Origin of the sequence: Pseudomethylobacillus aquaticus (genome assembly GCF_003730115.1) — a bacterium.
Classification (GTDB): Bacteria; Pseudomonadota; Gammaproteobacteria; order Burkholderiales; family Methylophilaceae; genus Pseudomethylobacillus; species Pseudomethylobacillus aquaticus.
In genome coordinates this window covers 87,042-100,717 of the sequence record NZ_RJVP01000003.1, presented here as the reverse complement: position 1 = coordinate 100,717, position 13,676 = coordinate 87,042, and the positions used below count along the sequence as shown (strand labels likewise).

Below are 13,676 nucleotides of genomic sequence, written 5' to 3'. Positions count from 1 at the left end.
GGTGCCATTCAGGCTAGAGTTAGTGATGTTCAATAGCTCAGCCGCACACTCACTCTCAGCATGCGCGGTTGTGCCGGATGGCTGTGCAGGTCGGCTACACCGCCTGCTGCTTCGCCGGGCAGGCGCGACAGGTAGAAGTAGTCGATGTCGGAAACTTCGCGGTCGAACAGGTTGAGCACATCGACGGCGATGCCGAGTTGCGGGTTGATCTGATAGCCCACCCGGCTGTTGACCAGCAGTGCGCCCTCCGAGCGCACGCTGTTATCCTCGATCAGGGCGCGTGGACCCAGATAACGCAAGCGCACGGCTCCCGACCAGGGGCCGCGTTGCAGGCGGTAGCCTAGCGAGGCAGTGCTTTCCACTGCGCCCGGGATGTGGTTACCGTCGGCACTGGCATCCCGGAACCGGGCACGTGTCAGTGCCACATCGGCTTCAAGCTCCCCCCAGCGCCCTACTTGCAGCGCGTTGCTCCACTCCACCCCGACCCGGTGACTAGGCCGGCTGGCTTCGGTGGCACCTGCGTCGCCGATGAACAGCAGTTCTGAATCCAGCTCCAGTTGGAACAGCGCCAGCGTGCTTTGCCAGCCCGGCAGCCAGTGCGCGCGCAGGCCGACTTCCTGCCCCACCGCGCGCACCAGCGGATCGACACGGTTGGCCGGGTCAGCCGTGCCAGGGTCCATGCGTATGGTGGAGCCTCGGCCATCGTTGCTGTGAAAACCGCGCCCCCAGTTGGCATACAGTTCGGTGTCTGGCCCGGCGCGCCAGGCCAGACCGAGTTTGGGGCTGAGGATATGCGCCTGCTCGGTGCCGCTATTCGCGGCCAGGTCACTGTTCACGTCGAACGCGTACTGATCTGCACGCAAACCGGTGATCACGCGCCAATTTGGTGCAAGCGCCCAGCTGGATTGCCACCATAAACCTGCGCTTGCTTGCTTGACCTTGTCCTGCCGCACCGTGTCCAGACGTTCCCGGTCGCGCGTGTGGTAAAGCCCTGCATTGCGGATGTCATCAAAGCGGATCTGCACGCCCACATCATGCAGGCCTTGTATGCCAAACAGGGCCTGATCCCAACCGTATTTGAGCTTGCCGCCGTAGATGCGGCGCCGGTCCGCTTGTTCGAACTGGTCACCGTTGACCGGGTCGTCAAGAAAATAAGTGAAGTTGGAGAACAGGTTGAGGTGGCTGGAAACTGCATAGGCACTGGCTTGCCAGGGGCCCTGGCGCCAGTCAGCCGACAGGCTGGTACGCTGCGTTTCGCCACCACTGCTGGGGTCTATATTGCCGAAGCGGCCGATCTGCCCGCTCTCCACTGCCCGTTGCGGCACCTGGTCGCTGGCATCCCAGTGGTTCTGGTAGGTCATGGCCAGAATATCAAACCCTTGCGCTTGTGTGCCCTGGCTGTAGCGCAACACCCCATTCAGTTTGCGCAGGTCCTGCGGGCTGTCCCACGGCCCGTCATCGCGCTGCAATTCCAGGGCATACAGCAGGTCACCGCCCGCCAGCGCTATGGAATCCGCGTTCAGCAGGCGCTGGTACTGATTGGGCCCCATGCTGATCTGGGCGATGCCTTTGGGCAGCGTGCGTGCATAACGGAGGCTGGCCGTGCCGGCGGCGGAGAAGTCGCCAGCCTCGGCGTAGTAAGGGCCTTTGCGGTAGTGCAGGCCGCTGATCAGTTCCGGGATCAGCAGATTGGTATCGGTATAGCCCTGGCCATGCGCATGCGTGGGCATGTTGAGCGGCATGCCTTCCAGCCAGGTAGAGAAGTCGGTGCCGTGGTCGAGGTTGAAGCCGCGCAGATAATACTGGTTGGCCTTGCCATCGCCCGAGTGCTGGCTGACCACCATGCCCGGCGTGAGCTCCAGCACCTCGCCAGGGCGCGACAGCGGCAATTGGCTGATGCGTGCCTGGCTGACGCTGCCTTCGCTGGCGCTTTCAGCCACCCCAAGCAGATTGTCGCGCTGGCTGGTGACCTTGACAGGCGCGGTGACGAGTTCGGCGTGTAGCGGGCTGCTCAGCAACAACAGCAGGCCGAGAGCTTTGTGCATGGCGTCCATGGAGAGGTTGCGGATGCCCAGACTTTAGCGGGCAGGCTGCCAGCAGCAATACGTCAAATTGCGTACAGGCAGACAAGCCGCACTGTTTTAGGATACGGTGGGGTGCTTTTGGCACAGTTGTTGCGCGTACTTGTTGTGAATGTTGATTTGAACGCGACTGCAACGTATTTGCTTCAGCAAACGACTGCACACGCCGATGTCCCGCTATTTCATTCCAACCACCCATCAGAGCAGCACACGGAACACATTTGAACACGGTGAACGAACGACTGGACGTGGACGACCAGAATGCGCCGCAGCGCATCGTCAAGATACGCCGCGACTACAACACCTGGGTCGCCAACGAGACGCTGGAAGATTTCGCCTTGCGTTTCACGCCGCGCTCGTTCCGCAAATGGTCGATCTTTCGCGTGTCGAACACGGCATTCGGCGCCATCTCCTTTCTGGTGCTGGAGGCCATAGGCGGCACCATCGCCATCAACTATGGCTTCATCAACGCGTTCTGGGCCATCCTTGCGGTGTCCATGATCATTTTCATGACCGGTCTGCCCATCAGCTACTACGCGGCCAAGTTTGGACTGGACATGGACTTGCTGACGCGCGGGGCTGGCTTCGGTTATATCGGCTCCACCATCTCCTCGTTCGTGTACGCCTCGTTCACCTTCATCCTGTTCGCGCTGGAAGCGGCCATCATGGCCTATGCCCTGGAGCTGTATTTCGGCATGCCCTTGTACATAGGCTATCTGGTGTGTGCCCTGGTGGTGGTGCCGCTGGTCACGCACGGCGTCACCCTGATCAGCCGTATCCAGATGATCACCCAGCCGATCTGGCTCACGCTGATGGCGTTGCCGTTCATCTTCATCCTGTACAAAGACCCTGGCGTGCTGGACGGCCTGATGGGCTTTGCTGGCAAGTCCGGTTATGACGATGGGTTCAATCTATACATGTTCGGCACCGCCATGGCCATCGGTATGGCACTCATCCCGCAGATCGGCGAGCAGGTGGATTTTCTGCGCTTCATGCCGGAAAAGACCGCAAGCAACCGCTGGCGCTGGCATGCCGGGGTGTTGATCTCGGGGCCGGGCTGGATCTTCCTGGGCATGGCCAAGATGCTGGGTGGCGCGCTGCTGGCGTACATGGCGTTCACGGCCGGGCGCTCGGTGGAGGAGGCGGTCAACCCCAACCAGATGTATCTGGTGGGTTTCAGCCAGGTGTTCTCCAACACGGAGCTGGTGCTGGCGGTGACGGTGTTCTTTGTGTTGTTGTCGCAGCTCAAGATCAACATGACCAATGCCTATGCCGGTTCGCTGGCCTGGTCCAACTTCTTTGCGCGGCTCACCCACAGCCATCCTGGCCGCGTGGTGTGGGTGGTGTTCAACGCGCTGATCGCCATCATGCTGATGGAGCTGGACGTGTTCCAGGCGCTGGAGCAGGTGCTGGGCTTGTATTCCAACGTGGCCATCTCCTGGATCACCGCCGTGGTGGCCGACCTGGTCATCAACAAGCCCTTGGGGCTGAGCCCGAAAGGCATCGAGTTCCGCCGCGCCTACCTGTACGACATCAACCCGGTAGGGGTGGGGGCCATGGCCATCGCCTCGCTGTTGTCGGTGCTGGCTTTCATCGGCACCTTCGGCATCGAGGCACAGGCCTTCTCGGCCTTCATCGCGCTGATCACGGCGCTGGTCACTTCCCCGTTGATCGCCTGGTACACCAGAGGCAAGTATTACATCGCCCGCAAACCGGTCAGCTACCAGCCGGGCAAGCGCACCGACAAATGCAGCATCTGCGAGCGTGAATACGAGATCGACGACATCGCCTACTGCCCGGCCTATCAGGGCTCGATCTGCTCCCTGTGCTGCTGTTTGGACGCGCGTTGCAACGACGCCTGCAAACCCAATGCCCGCATCAGCCGGCAGTGGGAAACGGCCATGAAGAAGATCCTGCCGCGCTCGCTGTGGCGGTATCTGGACAGTGGCATGGGGCATTATCTGCTGCTGATGGCGGTGACCCTGTCGCTGCTGGGGGCGATCTTCGGCCTGATCTACCTGCACGAATCGCTGACCTTGTCCGAGCATGCCAGCCAGCTGCTGCCGCAACTCAAGCTGGGCTACATGAAAGCCTTTGCGGCGCTGGTGCTGATCAGCGGCATCATCGCCTGGTGGCTGGTGCTCACCTCGGAAAGTCGGCGCGTGGCACAGGAAGAATCCAACCGGCAGACGCGGCTGTTGCAACGCGAGATCACCCTGCATCGCCAGACCGATGCCGAGCTGCAACAGGCGCGCCTGCTGGCGGAGCAGGCCAATCAGGCCAAGAGCCGTTACATCACCGGCATCAGCCATGAACTGCGCACGCCGCTCAACAGCATTTTGGGTTACGCGCAGCTGCTCGATAACGACACCTCCATCAACGACAGTCGCATGCAGGGCATACGCGTCATCCGTCGCAGTGGTGAGCACTTGCTGTCATTGATCGAAGGCACACTGGACATCGCACGCATCGAGGGCGGCAAACTCACCTTCGATACCCGGCCGCTGCGCTTTCCGGAATTCATCCAGCAGCTGGTCAGCATGTTCGAGCTGCAGGCGCGCAACAAGGGCATCACCTTCAATTACATCCTCAGTGGCGAGCTGCCGCGTGTGGTGCGTGCCGACCACAAGCGTCTGAGCCAGATCCTCATCAACATCCTGGGTAATGCGGTCAAGTTCACGCGTCACGGTGGCGTGGTGTTCCGCGTCCACTATGCGCGCGAAATGATGGCCATCGAAGTGGAAGACACCGGCCCCGGCATACGCGAGAGCGAGCTGGAGCAGATCTTCGAGCCCTTCTCGCGCGGCAGTGCGGCCGAGAAGATAGGCGGCACCGGCCTGGGCCTCACCATCAGCAAGATGCTCACCGAGCTGATGGGTGGTGAGCTCAGCCTGAAGAGTGAAGTAGGCAAGGGCACCATTTTCTACATCCGTCTGTTCCTGCCGCAAGTGCGTGTGGAGCACGATATCGAATCGGTGACGCCATTGCGGCCCATCGGTTACAAAGGCCCGCGCCGCCGCATCCTGGTGGTGGACAACGAGCCGGTGGACCGCGAACTGATCATCAACATCCTGCAGCCGCTGGGCTTCGAGCTGGCCGAAGCGGCCACCGGACGTGACTGTTTGCAGATGTATACCGAGTTCCGCCCCGACCTCATCCTGATGGATCTGGCCATGCCTGTAATGGATGGCTGGGAGGCCAGCTACATGATACGCAAGGTGCACGAGTCGGATGTGCCCATCGCCATCGTGTCGGCCAATGCCTTCGACAAGGGCCTGGAGAACACGGCCGATATCACCGCCGCTGACTTCATCCTCAAGCCGGTCAATGTGCAAGAGCTGTTGCGCTGGCTGGGCGACCGCCTCAATATCAGCTGGATCAGCGCTGCCGATGTGGCCGCGCTGACCACGCCGGTCACACAGGCGCAAACCACCATGCGCTATCCAGCGCGCGCGCATCTGGATGAGCTGATGCGTTTGATCAACCTCGGCTATATGCGTGGCATCCAGAAAAAGCTGGACGAGCTGGCCACGCTGGAGCCGGAATGCGGGCCGTTCATCACGCGCCTGCGCAGCATGGCCCAGCAGTTCCAGCTGCAGGCCATGCAGCACGTTATGGAGGAGGTGCTAAGCCATGACTGAATCCACCGAGCTGAGCATGCAGGCCAAGGCGACCACCGTGGTATTGATCGTGGACGACGTGCCCGAGAACCTGGCGGTGTTGCACGATGCGCTGGACGAGTCCGGCTTCATCGTGCTGGTGGCCAATAGCGGTGAACGTGCGCTGAAACAGGCTGTTGAAGCCAGCCCGGACATCATCCTGCTGGATGCCATCATGCCGGGCATGGACGGTTTCGAGGTGTGCCGTCAGCTCAAGGCCGACCTCAACACGCGCCACATCCCGGTGATCTTCATGACCGGCCTGACCGAATCCGAGCATGTGGTGGCGGGTTTCTCGGCAGGCGGCACCGATTACGTCACCAAGCCGATACGCACCGCCGAAGTGCTGGCGCGCATCGCCACCCATCTGCAGGCCTCGCGCTTGATGCACCAGACACGCGGCGCACTGGATGCCTTTGGTCAGGCCGCGATCGCCGTGTTGCCGGGCAACGGCAAGATCGTCTGGCAGACACCGCTGGCGCGCCAGCTCATGCAGAAATATCTGGAACGCCCGGAGGCTACGGATGACCCGGCCGCCACCCTGTTGGCCTGGGTCAACAAGCTGGCCACTAGCCGCGAGAACCAGCTGTTGCCGCTCACCATCTTCCATCCGGATGGCCGACTGATCTTCACGCCTGCCGATCTGGAGAGCGAGGAGCAATGGATCCTGCTGCTGCGCGAGGAGTCGGACGCCGCGCAGATCGAGGCACTGATGGCCAACTTCACGCTGACCAGGCGCGAATCCGAAGTGTTGTACTGGGCGGTCAAAGGCAAGACCAACCGTGACATCGGCGACATCCTGGGCACCAGCCCGCGCACCGTGAACAAGCATCTGGAGCATGTGTTCACCAAGCTGGGGGTGGAGACGCGCACCGCCGCCGCCTCCCTGGTCACACGCAAGCTGCGCCACCTGTCCTGAGCCCAGCTGCGCTCACGGGCTCGACCTTGGCTGGGCGGTGTGGTGAGTTGCCTTTGCTTTAGCCTGCCGCCTTACGCCGCAACGCTGCTGCCACCTGTGTGCCCAGCGCATGGCCGCTGGTCCAGGCACCTTCCACGCGTCCCCCATTGAGCCAGTCGCCACACAGTCCCAGCGCTTTGTCGGCATCCCAGCCGAACTGCACACTGAGTGCGTTTTCGGTGTCGGCATAGCGCCAGCGATGCGCGGTACTGCTGACAGGTGCAGGCAGGCCAAGCAAGGCCGCTGCCTCCAGCAGTTGCGTGGTCACCCAGGCCGCCTCCTGTCCCAGATGCGCCTCGCTCCAGGTCGGGCTGGCCTGCACCACCCAGCATTCCTGACCGCTGCGGCCCGGCTTGCTGCTGTTGCGTGCCAGCCAGCTGATCGGTCCCTGGTTCACAAAAGCAGCATCGAAGTCCATGCGGACGGGCGCGACATATTGCAGCATCAGCGTCCAGCAACCGCGCATCACCGCCTGTGCCGGCAAGCCTGCCACCGGGCTGTCCTGCGTCGCCAGCAGCCTGGCTGCCTGCGGTGCCGGGATGGCCAGCACCAGAGCGTCGAATCCGGCCGGGTGCAAGCCATGCTCGGCCGTGGTGATGTGCCATTGGCCCCGGTCATGGCGGATGGACTGCACCGTAGACTGGTCAGTATGGTCCAGCCCTGCATACAGTGCATGGGCGGGCGAGGTCATGTGCGGTACGCCCACATAGCGGGTCACGGGCTGGGTGTGTCGGCCTGCGCCGCTATGCGCAGGCAGTATGGTGATGTTGCCGTGCCAGGGCGCTGCCAGACCGGCAGCCTGCCAGCGTGCCACCTCGGCCTGGAACACCGCATCGCGCACGGTGAAGTATTGCGCGCCATGGTCGCACTGCCACTGGTCGGTTCTGCGCGTGCTCATGCGGCCGGAGGGGCCACGGCTCTTTTCGAAGATCAGGCTGCGTATGCCCTGCGCCTGCAGGGCCTGTGCGCAGGCCAGACCTGCCATGCCGGCGCCGATGATGGCGACCTGATGTGGTGTGTTCACGTCGTTCACTTTCTGTCGTTGCTTTTGTGATTGCTTAACTAAGGTGTGATTGCTTAACTAAGGTTGAATCTTTGCCTGCAGGCGCTGACCAAGCAGCGCTGTCAGACTATAACGGGACTGATCGCCGGGCTGTCAACACGGTCAGCCTGCTTTTTTATCGATCGCCAGCCACGGGCTGGTCTGGTAGAGGAATACGCATGGAAAAAGTTGCATTGATCACGGGGGCCTGCGGTGGCCTGGGGCAAGCCATGGCCGCGCAACTGGCCGCCGGGCACCAGTTGGTGCTGGTTAGCCGCGACGCGGCCCGCTTGCAGCAGATGTATGGCGATGACCATGTGCAGATCGAGGCCGATTGCACCAGCCTGGCCGGCGCCGACGCGGTGCTGCAACAGCTGGAAAGCCGTGGACGGCCTGTGCCGACCTTGCTCGCGCATTGCGTGGGCAACATCCGTCTGGGTGCCATGCACCGCATGAGCGAAGCCGATTTCATGGCATGCATGCAGGCCAATCTGTTCAGTGCCTATTTCATGCTGGCAGCGTTCCTCAAGGCGCTGCGTGTCGCCAAACAGCCGGGTGCTGCTGTGCTGGTGTCGTCGGCGGCAGCACGCATAGGCACGCCCAATCATGAGGCCATCGCGGCCGCCAAAGGCGGACTGGAGGCCATGGTGCGTGGTGCCGCAGCGACTTATGCGCCATACCAGATACGCATCAACGCCGTGGCACCCGGCCTCATGGAAACGCCAGCCGCCAGTGCCTTGCTGGCCAGTGAAGCTGGCCGTGAACTGGCAGCGCGCCAATATCCCTTGGCCGGTATCGGTCAGCCGCAGGAACTGGCCAGCCTGATGGCCTGGTTGCTGTCGGAGCAGGCGGCACGGGTGACCGGCCAGGTGTGGTCGCTGGATGGTGGTTATGCCGCCATCCGTCCGCTGGTCAAATAAGGCAGCGCGCCATCGCCTGTGGTGTCATCGCGCGCGCAGTGCCTGGCAGGAGAACCGTGCCTATCGTGCTGACTGGTCAAGCTGGCTGGCGGGGCTAGAAAACCTGTCCGGATATGGCATGATGGCGCTAGAATTTATTGGCGCTAGGATTTATTGGCGCTAGGATGGATTGGCATGAGGGAGGCGGGATGCGTATGCGTGGCTTGTGGTGTTTGATCGTGTTGACGTTGTTGAGCCAGCTCAGCGGCTGTGCCACCAATCCGATGACAGGCCGCTCGCAACTGAGTCTGGTGTCTGAAGCCTCGGCCATCAATCAGAGCACGCAACTGTATGCCTCCATGATCGAAGGCTATGGCAAACAGAACAAGCTCATCGACGACCCGGCCATCAACAAGCGCCTGCAGACACTGACCAACCGGCTGATCGCGCGTGCGGTGCAATACCGTCCCGATTCACAGAGCTGGGAATGGCAGGTCAATGTCATCGACAACGACGCCATCAATGCCACGTGCATGCCGGGCGGCAAGATGGCAGTGTTCAAGGGCCTGCTGGACAAGATCCAGCCCACCGATGACGAACTGGCCCAGGTGATGGGCCATGAGATCGCGCATGCGCTGGCGAATCACGGCGCCGAGAAGATGTCCATGCAGATCCTTTCCCAGATCGCGGTGGCAGCGGTGGCGGTGGCCGCCACCAGTGGTGATGCCAATGCCACGCCACGCCAGCGTCAGTACAATCAGCAGACTGCACACAGCGCCGCAGGCCTGGCTGCTGCTGCCTTCATCACCTTGCCCAACAGCCGTGGTGCCGAGAGTGAAGCCGATAAACTGGGTATCGAACTGGCCGCACAGGCCGGTTATGACCCGGCTGCGGCGGTGACCTTATGGGAAAAGATGGGCGCTGCCAACAACAGTGCCAGCGGACAGCAAGCCGATTTTTTTAGCACCCACCCTTCTTCCGACAAGCGTATCGAAGCACTGCAGGCGCTGCAGGCACCGATGCAGAAGATCTACCGCGCTGCGCTGGCCGCGCGTGACGATGCCGCCGAATATCAATATGTGCGTGTGGGCACGGACACGGCCGGGTTCAATTCCTCCAATGTGCGCGTGATCGAGGAGGGCAAGGTCAATCTGGCTGAGCCCCCCGCAGTGGATGCCAGCAAAGCGCTGGCGTTCTACTCGCCTGAGCAGGAAGCGTTCAAGGAAGGGCGCACCGAGCTGCCGTGTCAAAGCTGCGGCCTGCAGTTCTATTTGAATCAGAGCGATTTCAAAGCCTTGCAGGAAAAGCAGGACTGGCGCGGGCTGATGCAGAAAGTGGTCAAGGTGGGCTATCACTTCGACCTGTCCTATTATTATCTGGGGCTGGCCGCACGCGGCTTGGGCTACACGGAAGCCGCTGCCGGCTACTTCAGCAAAGCACAGAGCCTGTCCGGCTCAGAACAGTTCTCCTGCGCCAAAGCCAGCTTCAATAAATGTGATGGCGTGGATCTCGACGCCTTGGCAGTCAACCCTTAAGTAACCGTATGGTGAGTGCTTGGTGGCCAGGCCGAGGTCACCAGCCCTGCTTCCACTGTGTCTCGTCCAGCAGCTTTTGCCAGGGCATGGTCCATTGCCGTCTGGTCAGTACCGCCTCCAGCACTACTTGCTCGACTCGTCTGCTTTCGTCCTCCGCGAGCAGCAATTTCACCACCATGAAGTGCTTTTCCTTGTGCTCAGCGGCGACCTTGCTCCATTTGCTGTTGAGCAGCTTTTGCGGGTTGAGTCTACGTGACGTCATCTGGTGCATAGGCTTCCTTTAGTGACGCTTGCCTTGCCAGGTACCGCCATAGCGGTAGCCCTCCAGTACTTTTGCACGTTTGCAGCATGCGCTGCAAACAAAGCACCAGTCCGCATGCGCTTCTAGCCGTACCCGGTAAAGCGTGCTGTGGTCTTGCTGGCATAACTGGCAAGGTTTGGTTTTCAACGTCCATCCTGTCAAATGCATGCGCTGGCCAGGCAGCGAATAAAAAGAAGGCCGGGGGTCGCCCGGCCTTGTAAGTTACGCGCATAAATCATGCACTTACATAGACGTATTAATCAGGCGCAGGTTCATTGTGCGCTAATCATTTATTCGATGTTGTATTGTGCGATTCTAACAGCTTGGGGCTTGCCATCCAACGTAACGTCACCCCTGCATCGGCAGCTGCCTGTTCCATCATGGGAATGGCGGTCTCCAGCCTGTGCAGAAAATCCACCGCTGTTTCCTGATGGAAGCCGGTGACCAGCACCTGCTTGTCGGCGGCGATCAGTGTCTGTAGATAACCCACCAGTTGCTCTGGCGTGAAATAGTCGGCCAGGCTGCCATTGTTCGGGTATTGCGTCAGCCCGCCGGGTACAGGGTAGGGCTGGTCCAGCACGGAGGCGCCCGGGTGCAGCCTGGTCAGCGACTTTACCAGCGCACTGCGTTCCGTCCAGGAACTGCTGATCTGGCGATAGTCGATATGCGAGCTATCCACCTTAAAGTCATTCGCTACCAGCGCCTCCCTGAGTTTCGGGCCGGCCTGCCAGCCACCGGCGCGGAAGCTGTCCGGACGTGGAAATCCATGCTTCACCATCAGCGCCTGACTGCAGCTCAGCAGGCGGCTTAGCGCGGCCGTGTCGTAGGCCAGCTCCAGGCTGACGGCATAGCCACAATCCTGATGCTCACAATCTTCTTGCAACGTCACGATGCTGGGTGCCTCGACGAACGGAACGCGGCAATAGCGCATCAGGGACTGCCAGCCGTGCAGATGCAAGCCCAGATGGTCATGCGACCGCAAGGTGCGCCGTATGCTGCTGGCGGCGAGTTGGGCATCCATGCCGGGTTTGACGAAGTAGGCCGGGTTGAGAAAGTGCCACAAGGGCACCTGTGGGAATTTCTGCCGGAAGGCTTGCATCGCCTCGATGTTTTCTTCATCCAGCGTGGCGCCTTCCCAATCCACCGTTACGTAGACTTGCAGCGTTTTCTGCACAGGGCTGGCGCTGGGGGGGGTGTGGCTGCAAGCGCCCCCTATCAGTAAAGGCAACAGTACTAGCAGCAGTCTGGGCAGGTGCATCGGGTGTGGGCTTCGGGTGGTGATGGATTCGGCGTATGTTAAACCACACGCCCATAACAGACACGGTATTGATCACCACGACCGATCATAACGTCTGCTGCAGACGGCGCGTTTGCGAGGGCAACGCAATAACAGCACTGCAATAAAAACAACCAATAAAAACGGCGCTCCAGGCGCCGTTTTTATGGTGAGCTCATTCACATGCGCGAATGAACCATCAGAATCGCACCGGGCGTTTAACCAACCACCTTGAAGGTGCCCTTCATGATGCCGGAGTGGCCAGGGAAACTACAGAAGAACGAATAGGCTTCCTTGGCGCTGAGCTTGTCCGTCTTGAACTTGAAGGTGGTGGTTTCGCCGCCACCGATCACCGTACTGGCCGCGATCACGCGTGCGTCATTCGGCTTCACGTAATTCTTGTCTGCACCTGCCGCCATACCGTCATTCGCCACAGCGCTCATGTCAGCTGTTTTGGTGATCACGATATTGTGGCCCATGACGGCCTTGGCCATGGTGCCGGTGTTTTTGAGATTGATGGTCACTTCCTTGCAGCTCTTCTTGACCGCGATCTCTTTCACGTTGAAGGCCATGGAAGCGGTGGCTTCCACCGTATGCACGCATTCATTGGCACTCGCCGATTGTGCGAACAAACCAGCCAGCATCACAGCACCTACCATTGCGATTGATTTCATGTGTGTCTCCATAGTTGATTTACATGATTAAGAAGGGGGTGATGGAAATTAGTTCGCACGCAAAACACCGCACTCAAAAATTGAGACATTGCGTACTGAAGTTATCGCTTTATTAAGGACATTTGTGTTGGCTGCACCTGCGGCCAGCGTGTGAGGTCAAAAGAAAAGTTAATTATTTTGCATCCAAATAAATTGTGAGACGTATTAGTGAGGGGAAGTAAAACTTCACATCAGATTCCAGTACCTTCACATAAAAGGATGAACATGAAACACAGTCTGAATACCCGATCAACACGGATGGCCATGCTTGCAGTCGCCAGCCTCTGTTCTGCGCTGTCCACCAACGTTCTGGCAGAAACCTCGGTCAGCAACAAGCTGCTGTTGACCGGTGGCGTCTCCCAAGTGGAAGGCGCTGCAGGCGGTGGTTTGACCCCATGGGCGGTCATCGGTGGTTACGGCACCAACAATGAGATCGGTGCCAACGTGCACTACACCTATGCCAAGACGGGCGACTTCAATCTGGATAGTTACGGCATCACGGTGGGCTTCTACGATCGCTTCGAGCTGTCCATCGCCGAGCAGAAGTTTGATGTTGGCAACTTGCGTAACAAAGTCGATGCCGCCTTGCCTGGCGCCATCGGGCGTGGCGAGTTAAGCCAGACCATCGTAGGCGCCAAGCTGCGTGTATTCGGTGAAGCGGTACTCGATGCCGATACCTGGCTCCCACAAGTGGCCATCGGTGTGCAGTACAAAAAGAACCATGATGGTGACTTTGTGAAAAGTGCAGTGGTGGGTGCCAAGGACGACAGCGGCTATGACTTCTATGTAGCGGCCACCAAATTGTTTCTGGCACAAAGTTTGTTGTTGAACACGACCTTGCGCATGACCAAAGCCAATCAGTTCGGCTTGCTTGGTTTTGGTGGCGACCGGCATGACAACTACCAACCACAGCTGGAGCTGTCAGCCGCTTATCTGCTCAGCAAGAATGTCGCCATCGGTGCTGAATACCGCATGAAGCCAAACAACCTTGAAAGCCCGGCCAACGGCCTGCTGTTCGGTGGTGCCAATGTGGTTGAACTGAAGGAACAGGATGCCTTCGACCTGTTTGTGGCCTATGCACCCAACAAGAATGTCTCGCTGACGCTGGCCTATGTGAATCTGGGCAACATCGCCACGGTAAAAGCCGTGGGTGCCGATTTCGGCAGACAAGACGGCGTTTATCTGTCGGCCCAGGTCGGCTTCTGATGCAGG

10 protein-coding genes are annotated in these 13,676 nt (G+C 60.0%); 5 read left to right on the top strand and 5 right to left on the bottom strand.

Going from position 1 to position 13,676, the window contains the following annotated elements; all coding sequences use genetic code 11:
- Positions 1–29: 29 nt before the first annotated feature.
- The gene (locus ED236_RS06865) at positions 30–2,045 is read right to left on the bottom strand and encodes a TonB-dependent receptor (RefSeq protein ID WP_123237438.1); all 2,016 of its coding nucleotides are present in this window, start codon (positions 2,043–2,045) and stop codon (positions 30–32) included.
- A 257-nt stretch (positions 2,046–2,302) separates the two neighbouring features.
- Here ED236_RS06865 and ED236_RS06860 point away from each other — a divergent pair, with 257 nt between their 5' ends.
- Entirely contained in the window at positions 2,303–5,722 is a 3,420-nt protein-coding gene (locus ED236_RS06860) for a hybrid sensor histidine kinase/response regulator (protein ID WP_123237226.1), read from the top strand.
- Positions 5,715–6,659, top strand: coding sequence for a response regulator transcription factor (locus tag ED236_RS06855; RefSeq protein ID WP_240032064.1), 945 nt, complete (start codon positions 5,715–5,717; stop codon positions 6,657–6,659). The genes ED236_RS06860 and ED236_RS06855 overlap by 8 nt, the downstream gene beginning before the upstream one ends.
- A 58-nt stretch (positions 6,660–6,717) precedes the next feature.
- Here ED236_RS06855 and ED236_RS06850 read toward each other — a convergent pair whose 3' ends face one another.
- A complete protein-coding gene (locus ED236_RS06850) occupies positions 6,718–7,722 on the bottom strand; it encodes an NAD(P)/FAD-dependent oxidoreductase (RefSeq protein WP_240032063.1) in 1,005 nt (334 codons plus the stop codon).
- A gap of 197 nt (positions 7,723–7,919) precedes the next feature.
- On the opposite strand from ED236_RS06850, the gene ED236_RS06845 reads away from it, so the two are divergent.
- A complete protein-coding gene (locus ED236_RS06845; protein ID WP_123237225.1) occupies positions 7,920–8,660 on the top strand; it encodes an SDR family NAD(P)-dependent oxidoreductase in 741 nt (246 codons plus the stop codon).
- 188 nt (positions 8,661–8,848) lie between these two features.
- Entirely contained in the window at positions 8,849–10,174 is a 1,326-nt protein-coding gene (locus tag ED236_RS06840; RefSeq protein WP_123237224.1) for a M48 family metallopeptidase, read from the top strand.
- Positions 10,175–10,211: 37 nt separating this feature from the next.
- On the opposite strand, the gene ED236_RS06835 is transcribed toward ED236_RS06840, so the two are convergent.
- From ED236_RS06835 to azu, 3 genes are all read right to left on the bottom strand, one after another.
- The gene (locus ED236_RS06835) at positions 10,212–10,445 is read right to left on the bottom strand and encodes a TIGR02450 family Trp-rich protein (protein WP_205125654.1); all 234 of its coding nucleotides are present in this window, start codon (positions 10,443–10,445) and stop codon (positions 10,212–10,214) included.
- A gap of 316 nt (positions 10,446–10,761) precedes the next feature.
- Positions 10,762–11,649, bottom strand: a complete 888-nt coding sequence (locus ED236_RS06830; RefSeq protein ID WP_148042262.1) for a polysaccharide deacetylase family protein — start codon at positions 11,647–11,649, stop codon at positions 10,762–10,764.
- Between the two features lie 320 nt (positions 11,650–11,969).
- Positions 11,970–12,425 (bottom strand): azurin, encoded by a 456-nt coding sequence (gene azu / locus ED236_RS06825; RefSeq protein ID WP_123237222.1) that lies wholly within the window; start codon positions 12,423–12,425, stop codon positions 11,970–11,972.
- Between the two features lie 264 nt (positions 12,426–12,689).
- Here azu and ED236_RS06820 point away from each other — a divergent pair, with 264 nt between their 5' ends.
- Positions 12,690–13,670 (top strand): DUF3034 family protein, encoded by a 981-nt coding sequence (locus ED236_RS06820; RefSeq protein WP_123237434.1) that lies wholly within the window; start codon positions 12,690–12,692, stop codon positions 13,668–13,670.
- Positions 13,671–13,676 lie beyond the last annotated feature (6 nt).